We start from the raw sequence: 25,161 nt of genomic DNA on the forward strand, positions 1-25,161 counted from the left end.
GCCCTTAGTTGATTACTTGCTCATCGCAGCAACTTCTGCTGCAAAGTCAGTTTCAACTTTCTCGATACCTTCACCTACTTCGAAACGAAGGAAACCAGAAACAGTAGCACCTTTCTCTTTCAGTAAGTCACCAACAGATTTGCTTGGATCCATTACGAAAGGCTGGCCAGTCAGAGAGATTTCGCCAGTGAATTTGTTCATGCGACCGATAACCATTTTTTCAGCGATTTCGCGTGGTTTACCAGATTGCATTGCGATGTCTAACTGAATTTGATGCTCGTGAGCAACAACATCAGCAGGAACATCATCTGGAGTCACATATTCAGGTTTGCTTGCAGCGATATGCATAGCGATGTGTTTCAGTAATTCTTCGTCAGCGCCTTCAGCCGCAACTAAAACACCAATACGAGCACCGTGCAGGTAGCTACCTACTTGCGCGCCTTCCAGAATAGCAACACGACGAATATTGATGTTTTCACCAATTTTCGCAACTAATGTTGTACGAGCTTCTTCGAATTTTGCTTTCAGTGCATCGATGTCAGCATTTTTGTCAGCGACAACAGAAGCTAAAACTTCTTTACCGAATGCTAAGAAACCTGCATCTTTAGCAACGAAGTCAGTTTCGCAGTTCAGCTCAACCAGAGCACCTGTTTTACCACCGTTGAAAACTTCAGTCAGGATAACACCTTCAGCTGCAACGCGACCTGCTTTTTTAGCCGCTTTTGCTTGACCTGATTTACGCATGTTATCAATCGCTAATTCGATGTCGCCATTAGCTTCAACAAGTGCTTTTTTACATTCCATCATACCTGCGCCAGTACGTTCGCGCAGTTCTTTTACCAATGCAGCGGTAATTCCAGACATGTGATTTATTCCTCGATATTCCCCGTGGGAGTCTTCCCCACGTGGATAGTTCTGATTCATATATAGAAGGGGCCTAAATCAGGCCCCTTCTAACATATAGCAGTACCTGTATAGCAATACCTAAATAAGGGTTTGGGCCTTATTATTCAGCTTCTACTAAGCTTTCTTCTGCTTGAACAGCTAGATCTTGTGAACGACCTTCACGAACGGTGCTTGCTACAGCGCCCAGATACAGTTTGATTGCACGGATTGCATCATCGTTACCAGGGATAACGAAGTCGATACCGTCTGGATCAGAGTTAGTATCAACGATAGCAAATACTGGGATACCCAGGTTGTTTGCTTCTTTGATAGCAATGTGTTCGTGGTCTGCATCGATAACGAACAGAGCGTCAGGTAAACCGCCCATATCTTTGATACCGCCTAAGCTGTTTTCTAACTTACCAAGTTCACGAGTACGCATCAGCGCTTCTTTCTTAGTCAGTTTGTCAAAAGTACCGTCTTGTGATTGAATTTCTAAATCTTTCAGACGTTTGATTGACTGACGAACGGTTTTCCAGTTAGTCAACATTCCGCCTAACCAACGGTGGTTAACGAAATATTGGTCACAGCTGTTAGCAGCTTCTTGAACGGCTTCGCTTGCAGCACGTTTAGTACCGACAAACAGAATTTTGCCTTTACGAGAAGCAATTTTAGTCAATTCAGCCAGAGCTTCGTTGAACATTGGAACAGTTTTTTCCAGGTTGATGATATGAACTTTGTTACGCGCACCGAAAATGAAAGGTTTCATTTTTGGGTTCCAGTAACGAGTCTGGTGACCAAAGTGTACGCCTGCTTGTAACATATCGCGCATGGAAACAGTTGCCATTTAATACCTCTGTATTTAAGTAATTGGGGTTATGCCTCCACAAATCCCATGCTACCGACTCCAAAGCTGCGTTAAAAAACGCATAAGAGCACCCCGGTGCACGTGTCGATTTGTGTGTGTTATTACACAATTGAGTTTTAAGTTTCGCACATCCAATATTTTTATCAGCGACTTCATCTTGATGCCATAAAATGTCATTTCGATGATGGTGATAAGAAATAATATGGATTGCCGGCGCGCTTTATACCATAAAACCAACCTAGAAGCCAACTTTTGTTGTTTTTTTCGCTCACAAAAGTGCCTAAAAGTGGATTTGGTTTAAAGCCATTGACCTGAGCAATATTTAACCATTGCTCAGGTCAATTATAGACGCTATTTGACAAGATAAAAAAGCCTTATTTTTGCAATGTCTTCTAGATGGCCTTCATTACTACTTTGCATTTTGTGCTGTTAAAAGCTCAAAATGAACAAGCTCTGCTCCTTTCCTTATCTACTATAAAGCAACTTCGACTTTCGAATCCATTCGATAGCTAGTTGGCAGAAAATGCGGTGGCTGTTACCATATGTCTCATCGATGTAAAATGGGCTCCCTATTTTTACCCCTCTTTTTTAACATGCCATTAATCAATGTTGGCATGAATGGACTACACTCATGGCTATTATTATCAAAACTGAAGAAGATATTCAGAAAATGCGCGTTGCTGGCCGCTTAGCCGCAGAAGTATTAGAAATGATTGCTCCGCACGTTGTGCCGGGAGTTAGTACGGGTGAATTAGATCGCCTATGTCATCAACATATTGTTGACGTACAGCAAGCTATCCCTGCGTGCCTAAATTATCACGGTTTTCCTAAATCAGTTTGCATTTCCGTCAATGATGTCATCTGCCACGGCATTCCTAGTGATGATAAAATTTTGAAAGATGGCGATATTGTCAATATTGATGTCACCGTCATTAAAGATGGTTTCCATGGCGATACCTCCAAAATGTTTATCGTTGGTAAACCAACGATTCAAGGTGAACGCCTTTGCCAAGTCACACTAGACAGTTTGTATTTAGCAATTCGCATGGTTAAACCGGGTATTCGCTTACGTACTTTGGGTAAAGCCATTCAAGAATTTGTCGAAAAACAAGATTTCTCCGTTGTGCGTGAATATTGCGGCCACGGCATTGGCCAAGGTTTCCATGAAGAACCACAAGTTCTACACTATGACGCTGACGACAGTGGCGTGATCCTGCAAAAAGGGATGACTTTTACCATTGAGCCTATGGTCAATACAGGCGATCATCGTATTCGCACCATGAAAGATGGTTGGACAGTTAAAACCAAAGACCGCGGTTGGTCTGCCCAATATGAACACACGTTAGTTGTGACAGATAACGGCTGTGAAATCCTCACACTGCGTAAAGAAGAAGAACCGTTTATCTCAGCAGTATTAGTTAACGAATAATCTTCTCTTTAGAGCCTTCCTAACCGAAGGCTCTTCCTCTGTTCATTTTTATCAAAAAACCGTAAGCTGGTAGCTACCCCCCTATTGCTATCAATACGGAAAGATAAAGATGACTGTAAATTCAGCTTCCTACCTATCCCCTAATCAATTTAGTACTCATGACCTTGAACTTAATTCATTAAGACAACATGTCGATAATTTTGATCAGTGGCTCGAAGAGGCTTTTAACCAAGGTAAAGATGTTGTCGACCTCATTCACTTACGTAGTGACTACCTTGATGCCTTATTAACACGATTATGGCAATCCTTTCAATTTGATAAGCAACCAGATATGTCACTAATCGCGGTTGGGGGTTATGGACGCCACGAATTGCATCCACTTTCTGACATTGATATTTTAGTGTTAAGTAAAACCCCTCTTCCAGAGTACATCGCTAGCAAAATTGGGCAATTTATTACTCTATTGTGGGATCTACGGTTTGATATCGGCCACAGTGTTCGTTCGCTCGCTGAATGCATTGAAGCCGGAAATGCAGACCTAACCACTGCAACTAATCTCATTGAATCACGGTTAATCTGTGGTGATGTCACCCTATTTTTACAATTACAAAAAACCATTTTTAGCGATGATTTTTGGCCTTCCGCGGTCTTTTTTGCTGCAAAAATTGAAGAACAACAAGAGCGCCATCAACGCTACCATAGCACCAGCTATAATTTAGAACCTGATATTAAAAGTAGCCCTGGGGGATTGCGAGATATCCATACCTTACTGTGGGTCGGCAGGCGCCATTTTGGCGCAACCACCGTCGATGAAATGGTGGGCTTTGGCTTTCTCACCGAAGAAGAGCGCCAAGAACTCAAAGAGTGCTTAATGTTTTTATGGAAAATTCGTTTTGCACTCCATTTGGTGGTGAAACGTCATGATAATCGTCTACTATTTGACCGCCAATTTAGCGTGGCTCGGTTACTGGGTTATGAGGGCGAAAAGAACCAACCCGTTGAACGAATGATGAAGGATTTCTATCGTGTCACTCGCCGGGTGAGGGAACTCAATCAAATGCTATTACAATTATTTGATGAAGCCATTTTAACACTCAACCCTAACGAAAAACCGCGCCCTATTGATTCGCTATTCCAATTACGCGGGTCATTGATTGATGTTATTGATGAAGAGTTATTTATTAAGCAACCAGCTGCTATTTTAAAAATGTTTTATCAAATGGCTCGCTATCCAAATATTACAGGGATCTATTCCACCACATTGCGTCAGCTTCGTTACGCGCGCCGTAACCTTTCAGTGCCATTATGTGAAATCCCTGAAGCCCGAAAACTGTTTATCAAAATTCTACGCCACCCCAGAGCAATCAAAGGTGCTTTTGTTCCCATGCACCTTCATAGTGTATTAAGCGCTTACACACCGCTATGGAGCAATATCGTCGGGCAAATGCAGTTCGACCTATTCCATGCATATACCGTTGATGAACATACTATTCGTGTGCTGCAAAAAATTGATAGCTTTACCTTAGAAGAAAACCGACGAGATCACCCTCTTTGTGTCAGTGTTTATCCTAAATTATTGCAACCTGAACTTTTACGATTAGCGGCGATTTTCCACGATATCGCTAAAGGTCGCTCAGGAGATCACTCCGATCTCGGCTCTGACTTTGTTTATGATTTTGCCTTACTACATGATTTTTCTACCAAAGAAGCTGAATTGGCGTCATGGTTGGTGAAAAATCACTTATTGATGTCAGTAACCGCTCAACGACGTGATATTCAAGACCCTGATGTCATTAAACAATTTGCAGGGGAAGTTAAAACCGTTTCACGGCTTAACTACTTGATGTGCCTAACTGTCGCGGACATTTGCGCGACAAATAGCACTCTGTGGAATAGTTGGAAACAGAGTTTAATTCGTGAACTATTTTTATCTACAGAACATCAATTAAATCAAGGCATGCAAAGTACCCCTGACTTACGTGAACGTATTCGTCACCATCGTTATCAGGCTTTATCATTACTACGTCAATCGTCAATTGATGAAGAGAAACTACAAGGGTTATGGTCTCGCTGCCATGCAGATTATTTTTTACGTCACACACCATCCCAGTTAGCATGGCATGCTAAGCACCTGCTGGCCCATGATTTGAGCCAGCCTTTAGTGTTAATCAGCACGCAGCCTAAACATGGCGGAACAGAAATTTTTATTTGGTGCCATGATAAACCTCATTTATTTGCCGCTGTCGCCAGCGAATTAGATCGACGAAATTTAAGCATTCACAGCGCTCAAATTTTTACCAATAAAGATAATATGGCCATGGATACCTTCGTTGTACTGGAACCTAACGGTAGCCCTCTATCTAAAGACAGATACGATCATATCCGAAAAATGTTGTTATTAGCCGTTCAGCAACCCGAAATTTCACTGCCTAAGCCTCGTACTCTACCGTCAAAATTACGTCACTTTACCGTACCAACAAAAGTCAACTTTCTACATTCCACTAACGAACGTCGCTCTTATATGGAGCTGTTCGCTTTGGATCAACCAGGTTTATTAGCTCGCATTGGCCATATTTTTGCTCAAATGGAAATTTCTCTGTATGGCGCACGCATCACCACAATTGGCGAAAAAGTGGAAGATTTTTTTGTGTTAGCAGATAAAGATCACAAAGCGTTAACTAAAAATATGCAACAAGAGTTATCAGAAAGGTTGACAGAAACCCTAAAATCGAAGGATAAAATATAGCGTCCATCACATTTTCATGATGAACGTTCACTTTCATGTCATTCAAGAGGAAAATACAATCAATGCAGCATTTACAAGCGATCATTGAACAAGCGTTCGAAGAGCGAGCTAGTATCACACCAAATACCGTATCAAGTTCGGTGAAACAAGCCGTGCTAGATACCATTGCATTACTCGACAGCGGCAAATTGCGTGTAGCTGAAAAAATTGCCGGTGTGTGGGTTACCCATCAATGGCTGAAAAAAGCGGTTTTATTATCCTTTCGCATTCAAGATAACCAAGTCATTGACGGTGCAGAAAGCCGTTATTTCGATAAAGTGCCGATGAAATTTGCGGATTATGACCAAGCTCGCTTCGAGAAAGAAGGCTTCCGAGTTGTTCCTCCAGCGGCTGTACGCAAAGGAGCTTATATCGCTAAAAATAGCGTATTAATGCCGTCATATGTCAACATTGGTGCTTACGTTGATGAAGGCACAATGGTGGATACATGGGCAACCGTGGGCTCATGTGCGCAGATTGGTAAAAACGTACATTTATCTGGTGGCGTGGGTATTGGCGGTGTCTTAGAGCCACTACAAGCCAACCCAACGATTATTGAAGACAACTGCTTTATTGGTGCTCGTTCTGAAGTGGTCGAAGGGGTGATTGTTGAAGAAGGCTCCGTTATTTCAATGGGAGTTTATCTGGGACAAAGTACCAAAATCTATGACCGTGAAACAGGTGAAATTCATTACGGCCGAGTCCCGGCTGGCTCCGTAGTTGTTTCGGGTAATTTACCATCAAAAGATGGCCGCTATAGCCTGTATTGCGCGGTCATTGTTAAAAAAGTCGATGAGAAAACTCGCGGAAAAGTAGGCATTAATGAATTATTAAGAACGATTGATGAGTAATTAACCACCTAGAATCTCATACCAAACCTGTTACTGGTTTTTATAATAAGTTTTTGTCATGAGCCATTGTAATTAGGTTAAAAACCGAAGCTATCCCGAATCGCATACACTCGTATGCAACTCGGGTGGCCATATCAGCGTTACCTTTTAATATTAGCGCATTAATTGCAAAGAGAAGTTTGTCAATTTCTAGAAATCGCGCATAATATGTCCGTAGCTTTTGCCGTTTACCTCTAATAAAACTGTATTATTTTATTTTTCATTATAATGATGCTGTTTGCGTAATAACATCATTCAATCTATCACCCAGATGGGTAAAATAGATAATTTATTAACGAGAAATAGACCGATATTGTTACGGCCTGCTCACACTATCACTTTGTTCACCGACTCTGTCTCTACAGTAAAGCGAGCTAACATGTACGATAATTTGAAAAGTTTAGGCATCAGTAACCCTCAAGACATCGACCGCTACACCTTACGCCAAGAAGCGAATAATGACATTTTAAAAATTTATTTTCGCAAAGATAAAGGTGAGTTTTTCGCTAAAAGCGTAAAATTCAAATATCCACGCCAGCGTAAAACCATTGCGGATGGTAATAATAATTTCAAAGAAATTAATGAAATTAACACTAACCTGCGTTATGCCATCGAAGAATTAGACCAAATTTGCCAAACAGATCAAACTGACATTGATTTAAAACACAAAATTCTTGATGATTTACGCCATCTTGAACATGTGGTTTCAAATAAGATCGCGGAAATTGAAGCGGATCTAGAAAAATTGACCCGTAAATAATTTACAGGCGAAATGATTGATTTACTGTACCGTAGTACTGCCAATATTTATCATTAATACTGGTAATACTACGGTGCAGACGTTTAAAGTAACTCAGCCCATGCTTCAACCCAAGGCTTAGCAAACTCCTCGGGAACATCGACTTCAATCGCATCAATAAATAAAATATCACCAATACGGGTTGCCGATTGCTCAGCTAACAGCTCATCAAAACGGATACCGGCGCCACAAAAACTTTCATAACTGCTATCGCCTAAAGCAATTAGGCCATAACGCAAATCCGGTTGATAACCGACAACATCTTTGATTTCGCTATATAACGAGGCGATTGTATCAGGCAAATCCCCTTGCCCTGTCGACGAAGTAACAATAAGTGCAATTTCATTGCCTGAATTATAAAGTTGCCAATCATTCAAGGTGGGCTCATCAAAAACAACCACTTCATGCCCTTGCTGCTCTAAAATTTCTTGTGCCGTTTCCGCAACAGCTAAAGAGTTCCCATAGACAGTTCCAACAAAAATGCCTATTTTTGACATAACATTCCCTCTATTTCATAGTTAACTTGATGAGTTAATGACGTTTATCCCTAATTTTGCAACTTTATCTGACCATCCAAATTGCTCAATTAATGACAACCATTGTGTATCCCACGTGGCAACTAACGATATATTTTCTTTTGTTATTGGGTGATTTAAATTTAATAAGCTGGCATGTAACATCAAGCGAGACACTGAAAAATGTGTATTCACCCCTCTATTCTGCCGTAAGTCCCCATGCTTGCTATCACCAATAATAGGGTGACGAAGGTGAGACATATGCCTTCTCAATTGATGTTTACGACCAGTTTCAGGTTTTAACTCAACTAAACTAAATCTTGATGTTTCATATCGCCCAATCGCAATGGCACATTCAACTGTTGCTATCGGTTTACAGTGGGTAACGCATTCCTGTAAAACAGGTTCACGTGAAGCATGTTTATCTGCAATTTTATCTAACTCTTCTAATAGCGGATAATCGATGGTTTGCTCTTCGGTTAAATAACCACGAACAACAGCGTGATACACTTTTTCTAACTGATGGTTTTCAAATTGAGCCGATAACAACCTTGCAACCTCACTCGATAATGCAAAAATTAATATACCTGAGGTAGGCCTGTCGAGACGATGAATGGGATAAACATACTGGCCAATTTGGTCACGTAATGTTTGCATCACAAATACGGTTTCTTTACTGTCCAACCAGCTGCGGTGCACTAACATACCCGCAGGCTTATTCACCGCCACCATATATTCGTCGTGATAAATAATTTCCAACATCAATAAATTACCCGCTGACCTTCGTTGAGAAAAAGCCATCTAATTCACGCAAATAATTAATAATTAGCGTATATTGTTCTTCTTCATCATGCTTATAAGCTTCTTCAAAATAAGGCGCGACGGCAAAATTAGTTGGCAGTACTGCCCCTTGTTCAATTAACATTTGAAGACGAGGTATCAAAATCCACTGCAGCCACTCTATAGCCTCCATGGTGTCAATACAAAAAGGCTCTACACTGTTAAAGGCTTCCGGTAAAGGCGGTTGTTCATTCCAAAGAGATTTTAATTTCATTTCCTCTTCTAAGTGGCGAAGTTTCTCAATGATACGTTGTTCAATATTCATACTTAAACTCATTTAGTAATGGCAGTGACAAATATACGGTATTTTCTATCACAATTCTGTCGGTTAAATGGGGTTAAACGTTAGCAAATACAAGTTTATTTATTTTGCTTATTTATAGTTATTACCCCAACTATTAAGTTAACAACCCGTTTAATAAGATTCGTTTATATTTTGTTGCAGATAACACATGTATGATTAAATGTTTTATTAATTTAGTATTTACATAATAATTAACAACAAAATGGTTTATCTATGGGACGACTAAAACAGTGGCGCAAGGAAAATAAAACTTGGAAAGTTTTAAAATCCAAGTATGTTGAATTTAAAAGAAAAGTACGCATTTCAAAGCTACCTTCGTCACAATATCAGCATTATCAAGCTATGTGCCAAAACTACCACAGTGCCCAGCTTTCTTCAGTTATTGAAGGTGTTCCTCGCTTTATTGAACGCCCCATAAATAAGTACCTGCATAAAGCATGGAGTGGAAAGCAAAAGCTATTAACCGCCAGCTACACTCTCAACTTAATTGAAAACACATTTAAACCTGAAGCTATTGAAGCGATGTTTTCTGCAAAACGGGAAGGGCTTCTCGTGGCAAACATTGAATTAAAATCAGGCGAGTTCGCTCAATTAACTTTGATTTACTCTCAATATCCTCGGGAAGGCGATCTCACTCTACATTTGAGAAATGAAACGGGTGACGATATTTACTTAATGAGCTTTTCCTTTGGCCCTGAAGGACAACTATACGTATGCTCTTTGCAAGGCCCTTCCACTGAACAAAGTGTCGACCAAGTTAGGTTGATAACAAAGCAGATGCATGGAATGAGACCAAAAAACTTATTAATGTCAGCAATTTATGCCGTAGCAAGCTTCTTTCAGGTAAAATCAATATTAGGAATTTCAAACCAGTGCCATATCAAGAGCCAGCATTTGAAATCAAGTTACGATACGTTTTGGCAAGAATGTAGTGCAACGAAAACACCTGATGGTTGGTTCCAATTACCCATTCAAGAGCCTGTACGAGATATTGAGTCAGTGAAAAGCCAGCGTCGTGCTGAGTTTCGCCGCCGAGAAGCACTACGCGATGCCATGACTCAAGATATTATCACCTCGTTAACCAAGAATTCAATTAGCTTAACGAATTGATTTTCTTCAATAAATTACCTTTAACACTTTAACATCATTCAGCTACAAATGATTCATAACTAAAAAAGCCAGTCAACCTAAGCTGACTGGCTCATATTTTAAAATTTACGCATCCTGCAAAATGACTTCCCGTCATTCAACATCCTGTTGATTAAAACAAATTCATAGATTCATCATCTAATCGCGTTCCATCGCCTTGTTTTAAACAATTTTTACACCTCACATAAAGGTATAAAAAGCTAAACGAGTTTACCCTGTCCAGCGAGATAAGAATGCATTAAATCTATTAATGAAACAACCTAGCAAAATAAACAATAAAGCAGTAAAAACATTCGCAAAACGCCAACTAGGTAGTAACGCCATGAAATTAAAAGTTAAATAATTATCATTACAATATAAAGATCATTTTTTAAGAAATTACTTAGTTTAATTGTAGGTATTTACTTACACAAACCCACTTAAAAACACTTACCCCTGAGGTTCAACAACAACCACTAGTTCATCAAGAAAACTTGTTAAATTCGAAGAAAGTACACGCCGGTCCTGACTACCAAATTTTTCTAATATAATTTCCCCCGTGAGATTACACATTGATATCATTTCAATCTCAGATTCTAAAGTCGCGATGAAGAGCGTGGGGGATAGTTTTAAACGCTTTTGAGTGACTAAATGACCAATTAAATTCTCTTGCAAACGGATGAAATCATCTTCATTCCATACCTGCACTAAGCTCAGCGTAATGTCACGAAATGTGGCTTTCATATCGCCAGCAAACTGTGTCGTATAAAAAGTATGGATATCACTTTGTAAATTAATCTCTAATGCTGTCGCGACTTTATCCAAGTTAGCATTCTTTATTGGAAATGGTTGAGGCTCCCAGTAAACCCAATTTTCACCTGTGCGGACAATACAGGGAGATGGAATACCATATAAGTCTGCTGATGCAGGAGGTAGTCCCGTTTGTTGATGCCATTGTGAAACATATTTCTGAGTAAAATTTTGTAGTGCGACAGAATGTGATGTATTCATAATTATGTATTTTTTGTAGTCAATTTAAAGAGAAAGGCGTCAATGTTGCCGATAAATGGTATTATGACAGAAGTTCGCAGACGAAGAAAATATCCCAATTTTTACCTGTTAGCCTCATTTTCAGTTTATGAAGTATAAGGACTCCTATGTCACACTATCAGAATAATCCCGCACTTAATAATTTAACTCTTGGGAAAAAAACGGCTTATCATGACCAGTATGATGCCACATTATTACAAGCCGTTCCTCGTAGCTTAAATCGTGATCCTTTAGCAATTCACGCTAAGTCGCTTCCATTTCACGGTGCTGACATTTGGACAATGTACGAGCTTTCATGGCTAAATCAGCGTGGTGTTCCCCAAGTCGCGATAGGCTCGATTAGTGTTGATGCAAATAGCGAAAATTTAATTGAGTCTAAAAGTTTTAAGCTTTATCTAAACAGTTTTAACCAAACGCGTTTTGAAACTTGGGAAAATGTGCGAAGCGCTTTGCAAAATGATTTAAGCCGCTGTGCTAATGGACAAGTAAGCGTTACACTTCATAAATTAGAGCACTTTTCTCATCAGCCTATCCAGCCATTACTTGGCGCATGTATTGATGAGCAAGAAATTGATATTGATAATTATGAGTTTAATCGTGACTATTTGGCGAATTGTACCCAACAACAGGCTGTCGACGAAACGTTAGTGAGCCATTTATTAAAATCAAACTGTTTAATTACCAATCAACCTGACTGGGGCTCTGTACAGATCCACTATCGTGGACCAAAAATTGATCGCGAAGCCTTATTACGTTACTTGGTTTCATTTCGCCATCATAATGAGTTTCACGAACAATGCGTTGAACGCATTTTCACTGATATTATGCAATTATGTAAACCTGAAAAATTAAGTGTTTACGCACGCTATACTCGTCGTGGAGGGCTTGATATAAACCCATGGCGTAGTAATGAAGAATTTACGCCTGAATTAGGTCGTTTATCACGGCAATAAATATATATAGTTGAAAAGTAAATGTAATTAATACATTTGCAGTACAATTCACATATCAAGAACCCATGGGGTAAAGGAGTACTACTTGATTACTCATATCAGTCCATTAGGATCTATGGATCTACTCTCTCAACTTGAAGTTGATATGCTAAAACGCACGGCCAGTAGCGATTTGTACCAATTATTTAGGAATTGCTCTTTAGCCGTTTTGCATTCAGGCAGCTTAACTGATAGCAGTAAAGAACTATTAGAAAAAAGTAAAGATTTTGATATCAATGTATTACGTCGCGAACGTGGTGTTAAGCTTGAACTTATCGAGCCCCCAGAGAAAGCCTTTGTTGATGGTAAAATCATCCGCACCTTACAAGCAAACCTGTTTGCCGTATTACGTGACATTTTATTCGTTCATGCGCAGATTACACATGCCAAAGAACAATTTAATCTAGACCTCGAAAACGGCACGCATATCACCAATATGATTTTCTCTATCTTGCGTAATGCTCGTGCCCTACACATTGATGAAGACCCAAGTATGATTGTTTGCTGGGGAGGCCACTCAATTAATGAAATTGAATACCAATATGGCCGTAAGGTTGGTAACGAGCTTGGCTTGCGTGAACTCAATATCTGTACTGGTTGTGGCCCGGGAGCGATGGAAGCACCAATGAAAGGTGCCGCTGTTGGCCATGCACAACAACAATACAAAAATAGCCGTTTTATTGGCTTAACTGAACCTTCAATTATCGCAGCTGAGCCGCCAAATCCATTAGTGAACGAACTCATCATTATGCCTGATATCGAAAAACGTTTAGAAGCATTCGTTCGATTAGGTCATGGGATTATTATCTTCCCTGGTGGTGTTGGTACCGCTGAAGAGTTGCTTTATTTACTTGGTATCTTGATGGACCCGGCCAACAGTGAACAAGTTCTACCGCTGATTTTAACGGGTCCAAAAGAAAGTGCAGAATACTTTGAAGTTTTAGATGATTTTATTCGCCACACTTTAGGTGATGAAGCCAGTAAGCATTACCAAATTATTATTGATGATGCTCAGGAAGTCGCTCGTGTAATGAAACGTAGCATGCCACAAGTTAAAGAAAATCGTCGTAGCACCGGTGACGCCTATAGCTTTAACTGGTCAATTAAAATTGCTCACGATTTACAGCATCCATTCGAACCAACGCATGAAAATATGGCATCACTAAACCTCCATCCAGGAGAAGCACCTGAAAAGCTAGCTTCAGATTTACGCCGCGCTTTCTCCGGTATTGTGGCTGGTAACGTGAAAGAATTTGGAATGAAAGCCATCGAAGAGCATGGACCATTCAAAATTCACGGCGATAGTGAGCTAATGAAGCGTATGGATGTGCTATTACAAGGCTTCGTTGAACAACATCGTATGAAATTACCTGGCGGCACTGCATACGAACCTTGCTATGAAATCGTGAAATAAATAAATGATGGCGTATTTATGATCCATTTATTAATTATTGATGCATTAAACTTAATACGCCGTATCCACGCGGTACAAGGAAGCCCGTGTGGAGAAACTTGTTTATCTGCAATATCACAGTTGATCGCCCATACTAATGCCACACACATTGTTGCGGTGTTCGATGAAGAAGGGCGCCATCAAAGCTGGCGCCATGAAAAACTGCCCGATTACAAAGCAGGTCGGCAACCTATGCCTGAAGATTTGCATACTGAACTCCCCGTATTGGTAGCCTTATTTAAAGAGAAAGGGATTCACTGCTGGCAGTCTGAAGGAGATGAAGCCGATGATTTAGCCGCTACCTTAGCAACACGTATTGCAGGTTCGGGGCACACTGTTACCATCGTATCCACAGATAAAGGTTACTGCCAACTACTAGCCCCTAACTTAAGAATTCGCGATTATTTTCAAAAGCGCTGGCTTGATATCCCTTTCATCGAAAAGGAATTTGGCGTTTCTCCTGAGCAGCTCCCTGATTATTGGGGACTTGCCGGGATCAGTAGCAGTAAAGTTCCTGGTGTTGCGGGCATTGGCCCCAAAAGTGCGACAATACTCTTGCAGCAATACCACTCAATTGAAAATATATTTGCCAATTTAGATAACATTGAAGAGAAATGGCAAAAAAAGTTAATCAATCAGCAGGAGATTGCATTGATTTGCCGAGATATTGCGACTTTAAGAACCGATATTGTGCTCCAAGGAAATTTAAATCAGCTGCGTTTTACTACCAATTAGTAGAAACACAAAGGCCACTTCATTAGTGGCCTTTTTATTGACTGAATTTATGAATTAATAATACTCACGTGCCATCGGATTCGCCGACCATACCCTCATCACATGTACAGTCACTTCTTCTCGGTCATGATAAAGCTGCTTCGCTTGAATCAACACATTAACACCTTGTTCTTTAAGCTGTATTTTCATCTTTTCTAAGATATGTGAAACTTCTTCATAGCGCTTTTTCATCGGCAATTTTAAGTTAAAAATGGCCTCTCGGCACCAACCTTGAGCAAGCCAATCCGTCATTAACGCAGCAACTTTAGCTGGTTTTTCGACCATATCACAAACTAACCAAGTGATGTTGTGGGAAGTAGGCTTAAATTTAAAACCATCTTCACGGTGATGCTTAACTTGCCCTGTATCCATAAGGCTTTCAGCCATTGGGCCGTTATCTACAGCATCAACCATCATACTGCGTTTTACCAATTGATAAGTCCATCCCCCTGGACATGCTCCAAGATCTACAGCTTTCATTCCACTTGCTAGACGCTCCTCCCATTCTTCATAAGGAATAAAGACATGGAAAGCTTCCTCAAGTTTTAAGGTTGAACGGCTCGGGGCATCTGATGGGAATTTTAACCTTGGGATCCCCATATAGAAATTCGAACTGTTATTAGTATATGAATACCCGGTATAGCAGCAACCTGGGGCAATAAAGAATACATGAATAACTGGCCGCTTAAAATTTTCAAGTGGTAATAAGATTTTTTCTTTACGTAATGCATTACGCAAAGGTACCGTAAACTTGCGGCAAAACTTCAGTAATTCTTTCGATTCATTGGTATCAGCAACTTCGACACGAAGGTCTCCTGCTCGTACAACTTGCTGGCTCAATGCATTTACAATCGGAGTAATACGGTCTTCAGGCGGCAAATCCTTGAGTAAATCCCCTATTACAATCATTTGGCGAGCAAAAATTAATTCTCGAAAAGGTAACGTTCGTGCAAGCGTATCCGCATCTTCTGCTTGGTAGCACTCAAAAATAACATAACCACTATTTTCTTTTACGCGGGCAAAACCATAAATTTCTTTTTGCCCAGCTTTATCTGTAATCTCTGCTGCACATTCTTTTTCAAAGCCTGGACGGCAATATAGTGCAATTTTATTACTCATTGCGTGACGCCGATTTCCTTAGACGCATAGCGCCAATAACCACTAACAGCCAACCAATTAGGAAACATACACCACCTATTGGCGTAAAATAAGAAAAGTATTTTACCTGCAATAGTGCCATACAATAAAGGCTACCGCTAAAAAGAAGTATCCCAACAGAGAAAAACACACCTGACCAGTAGAACCACAGAATAATTTTACGTAATAGAATTGCCCCGAGCACCATCAATGCAACAGTATGCAACATTTGATAACGTAGCCCGATTTCAATCCAGTCCATTTGGTGGACACTCATAATTGACGATAACGCATGTGAACCAATAGCCCCAAAAGCAACGGTAAAGAAGCCACTAATTCCAGCGAAAATTAACATCAAACGACTATTCACAGTAACACCTTTTATTTAAATACTTGATTACTGAATAAGCGCCACATCTTGGTCACCCGTAATAAAGCCTAATTTCTCTTGTTCACTTGCCGCCTGCCCAAGAATCCATTGGCGAAATGCAGCTATTTTGCCTAAATCAGCCTGATTTTCTTGGCAAACTAAGTAGAATGCATTTTTACTCACTAATACCTCACTAAAGGGACAAACTAAGCGCCCTGCATCAATTTCATTTTTAGCCATCACATTATTCGTTAGTGCAATCCCTTGACCATGGACTGCGGCTTGAATAACCATAGCGCTATGACTAAAAATAGGACCTTGCTGTACATTAACTACATTTTGTAACTCTAGTTGCTTAACATATGCTTGCCAGTCTCTTCGTGAAGAATCGTGAAGCAACGTATGTTTTGCTAAATCCTCAGGATTTTTTAGTTGGCGATCCCCAGTTAATAAAGATGGTGAACATACTGGCATTAAATATTCAGCATAAAGCCTGTCTGTTCTTAGCCCAGGCCAATTACCTTTGCCGTAGAAAATAGCGACATCAACGTCATCTGCCAATTTATCTTCTTCTCTATCTACAGCTTGGATCCGCACATCAATTCCGGGATAGGCTTGATTAAAACCAGAAAGCCTTGGTACCAGCCACTGAATCGCAAAACTTGGGGATAAACTCACCGTTAATGCCCCTTTTGCACTTCTAGCTTGTAATTTACGTGTTGCCTCGTTTAAAGAAGAAAAAATCTCTTTAATATCAAGATAATAACTTTGACCTTCTTCTGTCAATAGCAATGAACGATTGCGTCGACGAAACAATTTCAACCCAAGGAAATCCTCCAAACTTTTCATTTGGTGGCTAACGGCCGCTTGAGTTACAAATAATTCTTCTGCTGCCTTAGTAAAACTTAAATGACGAGCTGCAGCATCAAAGACTCTCAGTGCATTTAGGGGCGGTAATCTTTTAGACATAATCACTTCTACTTGGCATCTTGTTATGCATTAGTTTTTTTCATCCGAAGCATTATAATTTGTCCCTTGAGGATACGCTAGTAAATACCTATAGTATGCACACTTCCTAAGCCGGAACGAAAAGTTACAGAGTTTAGTTACTTTGAAACTTTTGGCTTTGTGGTTGTGATGTTGTGTTTGCAAGTTGTCTGGTTAAACCAGACCTTTGTAGCTTTAGCTACTGTTTTTCACTTCCTGTACATTTACCCTGTCTGTCCATAGTGATTTTATATAGTGCACCGCCAACGCGCGGTGCTTTTTTTTACTCTTTTTTAATGTTTTAATGGTATTTACTTAAACAATTTAACTTAACAAATACAGATATCTATAGATAATTACTAGTGTACCGAAAAAACTATCAGTAAGATATTTAAGATAAATCTTGAAAATTATTTACTAAGTGCTAAAAAAAATAACTTTATAAGTTAAAGGCATTGCATTGTAATGCAAAACACTGAATCATCTTGAAACCACATCGAGAATAATGCTAACAATTAATACCAAACGTAACAAAATATTTCAATAATTAGATTAAAAAATGATGCGTTTAAATTAATCAGAAATAACCATAAATGTACTAATAAATGTACAATCCATTAATACAACGCTCAGTAATATCAAATCACATTGAAATTTTGACTAAAAAGAAAATACTCATGGATCATTTCAGCGCCGCCACATTTCGTCTCGCTTTTCCAGCGATAGACTCGTCAACACTATTTTTTGATAGTGCAGCCACAGCATTAAAGCCCATTGCCATGATCAATGCATCAAATGACTATTATCGCTTGTCAGGCAGTTCGGTATATCGCGGGCAATCACCTGAATCATTAAAATTAACCCGTGACTATGAACTAGGTCGAATTCGTGCGGCGAAATATATTCATGCTTCAAATGAAAAAAATATTATTTGGACTCGTGGAACAACAGAGTCAATTAATTTAATTACACAAGGTTATTTTCGCTCAAGATTACAGCCTAACGATGAAATTATTGTCAGCGAAATAGAACATCATTCAAACTTATTACCTTGGATTATGCTTTCACAGCAAACTGGCGCCAAAATTATAAAATGGCCGGTTGAAAAAAACCTGACGTTGAACCTTGATGTTCTCAAATCTAAATTATCGGAAAAAACGAAAGTCATCGCTATCACACAAATGTCTAATGTAACTGGCTATCAGCCAGATATACAGATGGTGACTCAACTCGCTCACCAAGTAGGGGCGCTAGTCGTTGTTGATGGAGCACAAGGTGTCGTTCATCGCCCTATAAATGTCAGTGAACTGAATATCGATTTCTATGTATTTTCAGCACATAAGTTATATGGACCGACTGGGCTTGGGGTTTGCTACGCCAAAACAGAACTTTTAGAGCAAATGACTCCTTGGCATGGTGGAGGCAAAATGTTGACTCACGTCACATTTGATAATTTCACTCTTGCCCCTATTCCCCAACGATTCGAAGCAGGAACACCGAATATTGCCGGGGTCATTGCCTTTTCGGCTACTCTAGAGTGGCTGGAAGAAATAAACTTAACACTAGCAGAAACATATACTTGCTCATTAATCGAATATGCAGCTAAAAAACTGTCGGCGCTACCCGGCTTTATTAGCTATAGTGTACCTCATTCTCCTTTGCTATCATTTAACTTCAAAGATGTTCACCATAGTGATCTGGGAGCCCTCTTGACCGAGCAAAATATTGCATTACGCTATGGTCAACATTGCACCCAACCATTAATGGATGCATTAAATATAAGTGGCTGCTTGCGCATCTCAATGATGCCTTACAATAACCAGCAAGATGTCGATAAATTTATCGATGCCGTCACTGTTTCACTTTCTATACTCAATGAATAAATCAATAAAGGAAGCCTAATGACTTCGACTAACCATGAACTTGCTCCGCACCCATTCGGTACAGAGATTAAAATTCAAGAAATAGTTGAACAGTTTTCCACACATAAAGCATGGGAAGATAAATATCGTTTATTAATTCAATTCGCGAGAAAGTTGCCAGCATTGTCTGATGATGAAAAGCTGCAAACTCAAGAAGTTAAAGGCTGTGAAAACCGTGTTTGGATTGGCGCACTACTGAATGATGATAAAACATTTCATTTTTATGGGGATAGTGAAGGCCGAGTAGTGAAAGGATTATTTGCCATTTTGTTAGCTGCAGTTGAGCAAAAAACAGCGAAAGAGATTATGGAGATTGATTTTAATCACTTACTAACTCAAACCGGCTTACCTGGGCAGCTCAGTGAATCGCGCCAAAATGGTGTTCAGTCACTCATTACTGCAATTCAAAATATTGCTAATGAAATGACGCCTGCATAATTCATTGGATGAGGCTATCTATCGCAATAGCCTCATTCTCTTTACTGCTTTTCCATTTCCCGTTGTGATTTTGCTATCATCTTTTTAAGTGCATGTGAAACAGCAATAAACCCAAAGCTAGCCGTAACCATAGTAACCGCGCCAAAGCCTGAAGCACAGTCCATTCGCTTTGAACCATCCGCAGTACTTTTTGCCGCACACACAGTGCCGTCGCTTTGTGGATAAACAAGCTGTTCGGTAGAAAAAACACAATCAATCCCAAGCTTTCCTTTTCCATTTTTAACAACGTTAAAATCGGACTTTAAGCGTTCTCGCAACTTAGCCGCTAACGGGTCTTGAACTGTTTTAGCCAAGTCCACTACTTGAATTTTTGTTGGGTCGATTTGCCCACCAGCACCACCTGTGGTGATAACGGGTATTTTAAAGCGCCTACAATACGCTAACAGGGCAGCTTTAGGCCTTACACTATCAATCGCATCAATAACATAATCAAACCCCGCATCAAGGTAATGAGCGACATTATCAACCGTAATAAAATCATCAATAACATTCACTACACATTCGGGGTTAATTTCTAAAATACGATTTTTCATCACATCAACTTTTGGCTGCCCAACGGTCGATTTGATGGCATGCAATTGCCGATTAGTATTAGTCACACAGATATCATCCATATCAATCAATGTGATATGCCCAATACCTGAACGAGCAAGAGCCTCAGCGGCCCACACACCTACCCCACCAATACCAATGACACAAACGTGGGAACGTGCAAAAAGATGAAGAGCATGTTGCCCATATAAACGCCCGATCCCAGCAAAACGCTGCATCCAAGCATCAGAAAGCTTAGCTTGCATAATAACGAACAACCTCAGTTAAACCTGTAACTACAGTGAACCAAATAGCGGCTGGCTTTTTTTCAGCACCCAAACTCGCCCGTAATGGTTATAAAAACCGGCCATTTTTCCAGCTTCATGGCCTATACCGTGGTAAATATCAAAATGATGCCCTTTAATCGCCCCACCGACATCCAAGGCTATCATCATACGCATTTCATACTGCCCCGTAAATTTCCCGTTATTATCTAATACAGGGATTTCTGCGAGCAAGGCTGTACCCGGTGGAATAAGGGTTTTATCTGATGCAACAGATGCTTTAGCGATTAAAGGAACCGCGCTAGCCCCTCTGACAGGAACAAATGATTGCGGTTTAAAAAATACAAATGACGGGTTTTCTTCTAAAAGCTGGCGAACCTCTTGCTCGCTATGCTGATTAGTCCAATCATGAATAGCTTGTAATGACATTTGGCTCAGAGGAACCTCACCACGATCTACCAGTACTTTTCCAATACTTTTGTATGCGTGACCATTTTTACCTGCATAACCAAAGAAATTCAGTGGGCTACCATCCCCAAAATCAACATAGCCACTTCCTTGAACTTCCATCATAAAATTTTCAACTGGCGAATTGCTATAAGCTAAAATTAAATTGTCACTCAGGGCGCCGTTATAAATCGCTGCTCGACTAGGTAAACGAGTTTTTCCTTTTGGTGGCATGCCGTACAACGGATAACGAAATTCCCCTTGAGCCATACGGCGAGCCTCAATCACAGGTGTGTAATACCCTGTAAATTGTACGTTTCCATAATTATCAGAGCCTTCCATTTGAAAAGCGGTTAAATTGAAATTCGCCAATTGAGCCGGATTTCCTCCCGCCATCAACCAATTCTCTATAGCATGGTAGGTGTCGTTATTATTTTTAAACAACCGCGGTGATGCATTTTTAATTTCATTAACTTGTTGATTAAAATCTGGCGCATTTATAGGTCGCCCATTTACATTCACCTGATTTACTTTCTGTAAATCCTGAACTAAGCGACCATCTTTATATTGTTGGCCTTTATCCGTTGGATGGGTTTGGCATCCAGCCAATAAAGAAAGAAATACGCTGGTTACTAACCATTTTTTTACTGTATGTTTATTGACGATTTTTGTTAGCCCTATATTCATGCTCTACCACCCAGATAAATCCAACAATCCAATATGAAGCGCACAATAGCAAACCCAATTAGGGAATGAAACGTGTAAATATATTTAGAGGGGTTATTTTCCTTTCCCTACTCATCAAAGTGTAAAAAATAGCCAGACAGAACATATTTTGTTCTGTAAATGCTAAATTTTGTAAAAAAAACACGAAAAAACTTGCATCAGATCTCATCCCGAGTATAGTGCCCGCATCGGACGCGGGGTGGAGCAGCATGGTAGCTCGTCGGGCTCATAACCCGAAGGTCGTTGGTTCAAATCCAGCCCCCGCAACCAATTACTGATTAAATCAGTAAAGTAACAAAAAATCTGCAGTATAAAGTCGTAAAAATTCAGTCGCGGGATGGAGCAGCTTGGTAGCTCGTCGGGCTCATAACCCGAAGGTCGTTGGTTCAAATCCAGCCCCCGCAACCAATTCTTTTGAATATCCTTTCTGATTCAATTCTCTTTGTAGTACCACTATAAAATCATCTATTTTTAGCTATCAATAAAAATAAAAAAGGCGACTCACACGTGTGCTCATCACCTTTTTCTTGTCTTAAATTAATTAGTTACGAATTGCCAATGTCCCACCATTACGGAAGTAGGCTTTTACCCCTTCAAAAATGGATTCTGCCATTTGTTGTTGGAATTTAGCTGTTTTTAATTTCCGTTCTTCTTCTAAATTACTAATAAAAGCCGTTTCGACTAGAATCGATGGGATCTCAGGTGCTTTCAGTACCGCGAATCCAGCTTGGTCAACTCTATTTTTATGCAGTTTATTAACCTTCCCCATCCGCTTTAACACTTCATCACCAAATTTCAAACTGTCATTAATCGTTGCGGTTTGCACGAGATCAAACATCGTATGGTCGAGATATACATCACCGCTTTTACTCACACCACCCACTAAGTCTGCTTCGTTTTGTGTTTGTGCAAGATATCGAGCCGTATTACTAGTGGCGCCTTTCGTCGATAGTGCGAAAACAGAAGAACCACGTGCTGAACGGTTAGTAAATGCATCTGCATGAATTGAAACGAATAAATCTGCCTGCATTTTACGCGCTTTCGCTACTCGGACTTTTAACGGAATAAAGACATCTTCATTGCGTGTCATATAGGAGCGCATTTTAGGGTCTTTATCTATCAACGCTTTTAAGCGACGGGCAATCTGTAAAACTACATCTTTTTCACGCGTTTTATATTTACCTATCGCACCAGGGTCTTCGCCACCATGTCCTGGGTCAATCATAATAATAATTGGACGATCCGTTCCCGCTTTTCCAGGCTTCTTCGCTTGAGCAGGCATACTTTCTTCAAGATCACCTTTATTGTAATCCTCAAGTAATGCCAATAGTGGGTCATCATTGGTATCAACGCCTTTGCCTGGATAAAAATCCAAAACCAAGCGGTGTTTAAATTCCGCGACAGGCGCCATCGAAAAAAATTGAGGACTGACTTTATTTTTAACCTCAAACACCAACCGAACCGTTTTTGGATCAAATTGCCCAACTCTAACTAGTTTTAGATAGGGGTCACGTGTTTGAATTTGAGTTCCCATATCTTTCAACACATTATTTAACTGCACCCCTTCAAGGTCGACCACAATACGTTCAGGGTTATTAAGCACAAACTGACGGTATTTCAATGGCGTGCTAGATTCCAATGTAACTCGAGTATAGCTCGATGCTGGCCAAATACGTACAGCCACCACGCTGCTACTCGCAGAAAAACCGAATGGGCTAATGCTCAGTAACATAACTGCAGCTGCGCCTTGAATAAAACGACGTTTAGATGGGTTGTGATCTTGGTGACTCATCAATAATTCCGAACCTAGAACTGAGAAATAAAGTGATTTTAGGATAATTGCTAATAATTAGACTTGAAACACGCACTCTAACTAATCATTTGCACTCTGTCATTAAGAATATATCAAAGCATCTATAGAGTTACAGTAATGAGTATAACTTAATCATACTAAGAGAAAATATTTGTGAGTGACTTTCTGTGTCAATTTTATGCAATTTAGATTTCGTAGAGTATATCTAGTTAAGTTTAGAGATATGTAAATGTAAAAAATAAAAATGTTACTTTTTTTATCCTATCTTTTACTTGATATTTTTCACCAAAAAGAATAAAAATACATTATTAACGAATAAAAATTCAATTAAGAGGGTTGGTATGAAAGAGCGCAGCACCGAGTTGGTTGATGAGTTTCGCCATTCGGTCCCTTATATAAACGCCCACCGCGGCAAAACATTTATTATTATGCTTGGTGGTGAAGCGATTGCGCATGAAAATTTTCCCAGTATTGTCAACGATATAGGGTTATTACATAGTTTAGGCATCCGAATTATTGTCGTTTATGGTGCAAGACCTCAAATCGAAGATATCTTAGCTGAGCATCAATATGAGGCGGTTTATCATAAACATACTCGCGTAACCGATGCGAATACACTTGAATATGTAAAACAAGCTTCTGGAGCTTTACAATTAGATATTACGGCTCGGTTATCTATGAGCTTAGGAAATACCCCGCTTCAAGGTGCGCATATTAATGTGGTTAGTGGCAATTTCGTTATTGCTCAACCTCTCGGGGTCGATGATGGCATTGATTATTGCCACAGCGGAAGGATCCGTCGCATTAATGAAGAAGCTATTAATAATCAGTTAGATAACGGTTCTATAGTGTTAATTGGGCCAGTTGCCGTCTCAGTCACAGGGGAAAGTTTTAACTTGACCTCTGAAGAAATTGCTACCCAATTGGCAGTAAAAATGAAAGCAGAAAAGCTGATTGGCTTTTGCTCCTCTCAAGGTGTTGCAGATAAAGACGGTAATATTTTGTCTGAATTATTCCCAAATGAAGCAGAAAACCGCATTCAAGAGCTGGAATCTGAAGGTGATTTCTATTCCGGAACCGTGCGTTTCCTACGCGGAGCAGCAAAAGCTTGCCGTCGAGGAGTCCGCCGTAGCCACCTATTGAGCTATCAAGAAAATGGTTCTTTAATTCAAGAGTTGTTCTCACGTGATGGTATTGGTACACAAATCGTGATGGAAAGTGCGGAACAAATTCGCCGTGCAAACATTAATGATATTGGTGGAATATTAGAGCTTATTCGCCCATTAGAGCAGCAAGGGATTTTAGTTAGACGTTCACGTGAACAGTTAGAAATGGAAATTGATAAATTTACCATTATTGAACGTGATAACTTAGTCATCGCTTGTGCTGCGCTTTATCCTTACCCAGAAGAAAAATTAGGTGAAATGGCATGTGTCGCTGTTCATCCTGATTACCGAAGTTCATCTAGAGGAGAGGAGTTACTGCACCGTATTGCCGTACAAGCGAAACAATTTGGCTTAGATAAACTATTTGTTCTGACAACTCGTAGCATCCATTGGTTTCAAGAGCGTGGTTTTACCCCCGCGGAGATTGAGATGTTACCAATGAAAAAACAGGCTTTATATAACTACCAGCGCCGTTCTAAGATATTGATTTTAGATTTAAAAAGCCAACCGGATAAATAAACATTAGAGTCGTCAAATAATGACTGTTTAGTCACTTGCTTTAACCCCA

Annotated in this window: 23 protein-coding genes and 2 tRNA genes; 13 read left to right on the forward strand and 12 right to left on the reverse strand. The window is 39.9% G+C overall.

Going from position 1 to position 25,161, the window contains the following annotated elements:
• Nucleotides 1-12 precede the first annotated feature (12 nt).
• Both tsf and rpsB read right to left on the reverse strand, forming a co-directional pair.
• A complete protein-coding gene (tsf, locus tag PSF28_RS08980) occupies nucleotides 13-864 on the reverse strand; it encodes a translation elongation factor Ts (RefSeq protein ID WP_004908761.1) in 852 nt (283 codons plus the stop codon).
• Nucleotides 865-1,006: 142 nt separating this feature from the next.
• Complete coding sequence (gene rpsB / locus PSF28_RS08985) at nucleotides 1,007-1,732, reverse strand: 30S ribosomal protein S2 (protein ID WP_004908759.1); 726 nt, start codon at nucleotides 1,730-1,732, stop codon at nucleotides 1,007-1,009.
• Nucleotides 1,733-2,384: 652 nt separating this feature from the next.
• Here rpsB and map point away from each other — a divergent pair.
• The 4 genes from map (at nucleotide 2,385) to PSF28_RS09005 (ending at nucleotide 7,617) form a co-directional block, all read left to right on the forward strand.
• Entirely contained in the window at nucleotides 2,385-3,182 is a 798-nt protein-coding gene (map, locus tag PSF28_RS08990; RefSeq protein WP_210836180.1) for a type I methionyl aminopeptidase, read from the forward strand.
• A 109-nt stretch (nucleotides 3,183-3,291) separates the two neighbouring features.
• Complete coding sequence (gene glnD / locus PSF28_RS08995) at nucleotides 3,292-5,928, forward strand: bifunctional uridylyltransferase/uridylyl-removing protein GlnD (protein WP_272664251.1); 2,637 nt, start codon at nucleotides 3,292-3,294, stop codon at nucleotides 5,926-5,928.
• Between the two features lie 62 nt (nucleotides 5,929-5,990).
• A complete protein-coding gene (gene dapD, locus PSF28_RS09000; protein WP_004908750.1) occupies nucleotides 5,991-6,818 on the forward strand; it encodes a 2,3,4,5-tetrahydropyridine-2,6-dicarboxylate N-succinyltransferase in 828 nt (275 codons plus the stop codon).
• A gap of 418 nt (nucleotides 6,819-7,236) precedes the next feature.
• Complete coding sequence (locus PSF28_RS09005; protein WP_004908747.1) at nucleotides 7,237-7,617, forward strand: DUF3461 family protein; 381 nt, start codon at nucleotides 7,237-7,239, stop codon at nucleotides 7,615-7,617.
• Between the two features lie 83 nt (nucleotides 7,618-7,700).
• On the opposite strand, the gene PSF28_RS09010 is transcribed toward PSF28_RS09005, so the two are convergent.
• From PSF28_RS09010 to PSF28_RS09020, 3 genes are read right to left on the reverse strand one after another with little or no spacing between them, the layout of a single operon-like run.
• Nucleotides 7,701-8,153, reverse strand: a complete 453-nt coding sequence (locus PSF28_RS09010) for a flavodoxin (protein ID WP_210836178.1) — start codon at nucleotides 8,151-8,153, stop codon at nucleotides 7,701-7,703.
• A gap of 21 nt (nucleotides 8,154-8,174) precedes the next feature.
• Nucleotides 8,175-8,933: a tRNA pseudouridine(65) synthase TruC gene (gene truC, locus PSF28_RS09015; protein WP_210836177.1), complete on the reverse strand. Its 759-nt coding sequence runs from the start codon at nucleotides 8,931-8,933 to the stop codon at nucleotides 8,175-8,177.
• A 7-nt stretch (nucleotides 8,934-8,940) separates the two neighbouring features.
• Nucleotides 8,941-9,276, reverse strand: coding sequence for a YqcC family protein (locus PSF28_RS09020; RefSeq protein WP_210836176.1), 336 nt, complete (start codon nucleotides 9,274-9,276; stop codon nucleotides 8,941-8,943).
• A gap of 252 nt (nucleotides 9,277-9,528) precedes the next feature.
• Here PSF28_RS09020 and PSF28_RS09025 point away from each other — a divergent pair, with 252 nt between their 5' ends.
• The gene (locus PSF28_RS09025) at nucleotides 9,529-10,425 is read left to right on the forward strand and encodes a DUF535 family protein (RefSeq protein ID WP_210836174.1); all 897 of its coding nucleotides are present in this window, start codon (nucleotides 9,529-9,531) and stop codon (nucleotides 10,423-10,425) included.
• Between the two features lie 468 nt (nucleotides 10,426-10,893).
• On the opposite strand, the gene syd is transcribed toward PSF28_RS09025, so the two are convergent.
• Nucleotides 10,894-11,454: a SecY-interacting protein gene (gene syd, locus PSF28_RS09030; protein WP_210836171.1), complete on the reverse strand. Its 561-nt coding sequence runs from the start codon at nucleotides 11,452-11,454 to the stop codon at nucleotides 10,894-10,896.
• 146 nt (nucleotides 11,455-11,600) lie between these two features.
• On the opposite strand from syd, the gene queF reads away from it, so the two are divergent.
• From queF to xni, 3 genes are all read left to right on the forward strand, one after another.
• Nucleotides 11,601-12,446 (forward strand): NADPH-dependent 7-cyano-7-deazaguanine reductase QueF, encoded by an 846-nt coding sequence (gene queF, locus PSF28_RS09035; RefSeq protein WP_210836170.1) that lies wholly within the window; start codon nucleotides 11,601-11,603, stop codon nucleotides 12,444-12,446.
• Between the two features lie 85 nt (nucleotides 12,447-12,531).
• Nucleotides 12,532-13,899, forward strand: coding sequence for a nucleotide 5'-monophosphate nucleosidase PpnN (gene ppnN / locus PSF28_RS09040; RefSeq protein ID WP_210836169.1), 1,368 nt, complete (start codon nucleotides 12,532-12,534; stop codon nucleotides 13,897-13,899).
• A gap of 18 nt (nucleotides 13,900-13,917) precedes the next feature.
• The gene (xni, locus tag PSF28_RS09045; RefSeq protein WP_210836168.1) at nucleotides 13,918-14,673 is read left to right on the forward strand and encodes a flap endonuclease Xni; all 756 of its coding nucleotides are present in this window, start codon (nucleotides 13,918-13,920) and stop codon (nucleotides 14,671-14,673) included.
• Nucleotides 14,674-14,727: 54 nt separating this feature from the next.
• On the opposite strand, the gene rlmM is transcribed toward xni, so the two are convergent.
• Genes rlmM through PSF28_RS09060 form a run of 3 tightly spaced genes read right to left on the reverse strand, consistent with a single transcriptional unit; the run spans nucleotide 14,728 to nucleotide 17,188 of the window.
• On the reverse strand, nucleotides 14,728-15,831 hold the full coding sequence (gene rlmM, locus PSF28_RS09050) for a 23S rRNA (cytidine(2498)-2'-O)-methyltransferase RlmM (protein ID WP_004908722.1): 1,104 nt from the start codon (nucleotides 15,829-15,831) through the stop codon (nucleotides 14,728-14,730).
• Complete coding sequence (locus tag PSF28_RS09055; RefSeq protein ID WP_004908716.1) at nucleotides 15,824-16,219, reverse strand: DUF423 domain-containing protein; 396 nt, start codon at nucleotides 16,217-16,219, stop codon at nucleotides 15,824-15,826. Before PSF28_RS09055 ends, rlmM begins: the two co-directional genes overlap by 8 nt.
• Before the next feature lie 27 nt (nucleotides 16,220-16,246).
• Nucleotides 16,247-17,188 carry a transcriptional regulator GcvA gene (locus PSF28_RS09060; protein WP_004908711.1) on the reverse strand — a complete coding sequence of 314 codons (942 nt, stop codon included), beginning with the start codon at nucleotides 17,186-17,188 and terminating at the stop codon, nucleotides 16,247-16,249.
• Nucleotides 17,189-17,883: 695 nt separating this feature from the next.
• On the opposite strand from PSF28_RS09060, the gene csdA reads away from it, so the two are divergent.
• Both csdA and csdE read left to right on the forward strand, forming a co-directional pair.
• Complete coding sequence (gene csdA / locus PSF28_RS09065) at nucleotides 17,884-19,089, forward strand: cysteine desulfurase CsdA (protein WP_210835331.1); 1,206 nt, start codon at nucleotides 17,884-17,886, stop codon at nucleotides 19,087-19,089.
• A gap of 18 nt (nucleotides 19,090-19,107) precedes the next feature.
• Complete coding sequence (gene csdE, locus PSF28_RS09070) at nucleotides 19,108-19,566, forward strand: cysteine desulfurase sulfur acceptor subunit CsdE (RefSeq protein WP_210835333.1); 459 nt, start codon at nucleotides 19,108-19,110, stop codon at nucleotides 19,564-19,566.
• Between the two features lie 41 nt (nucleotides 19,567-19,607).
• On the opposite strand, the gene tcdA is transcribed toward csdE, so the two are convergent.
• Nucleotides 19,608-20,423 (reverse strand): tRNA cyclic N6-threonylcarbamoyladenosine(37) synthase TcdA, encoded by an 816-nt coding sequence (tcdA, locus tag PSF28_RS09075; protein WP_210835335.1) that lies wholly within the window; start codon nucleotides 20,421-20,423, stop codon nucleotides 19,608-19,610.
• 30 nt (nucleotides 20,424-20,453) lie between these two features.
• Nucleotides 20,454-21,575 (reverse strand): murein transglycosylase A, encoded by a 1,122-nt coding sequence (mltA, locus tag PSF28_RS09080; RefSeq protein WP_272684953.1) that lies wholly within the window; start codon nucleotides 21,573-21,575, stop codon nucleotides 20,454-20,456.
• Between the two features lie 232 nt (nucleotides 21,576-21,807).
• On the opposite strand from mltA, the gene PSF28_RS09085 reads away from it, so the two are divergent.
• Nucleotides 21,808-21,884, forward strand: a tRNA-Met gene (locus PSF28_RS09085).
• A 61-nt stretch (nucleotides 21,885-21,945) separates the two neighbouring features.
• Nucleotides 21,946-22,022 (forward strand) — tRNA-Met (locus tag PSF28_RS09090).
• A gap of 133 nt (nucleotides 22,023-22,155) precedes the next feature.
• Here the strand turns inward: PSF28_RS09090 and amiC are convergent.
• On the reverse strand, nucleotides 22,156-23,406 hold the full coding sequence (gene amiC / locus PSF28_RS09095) for an N-acetylmuramoyl-L-alanine amidase AmiC (RefSeq protein ID WP_198641597.1): 1,251 nt from the start codon (nucleotides 23,404-23,406) through the stop codon (nucleotides 22,156-22,158).
• Between the two features lie 362 nt (nucleotides 23,407-23,768).
• Here amiC and argA point away from each other — a divergent pair, with 362 nt between their 5' ends.
• Entirely contained in the window at nucleotides 23,769-25,112 is a 1,344-nt protein-coding gene (gene argA, locus PSF28_RS09100; RefSeq protein ID WP_210835340.1) for an amino-acid N-acetyltransferase, read from the forward strand.
• Nucleotides 25,113-25,161 lie beyond the last annotated feature (49 nt).

Origin of the sequence: Providencia sp. PROV130, from assembly GCF_028482225.1 — a bacterium.
Lineage (GTDB): Bacteria > Pseudomonadota > Gammaproteobacteria > Enterobacterales > Enterobacteriaceae > Providencia > Providencia rettgeri.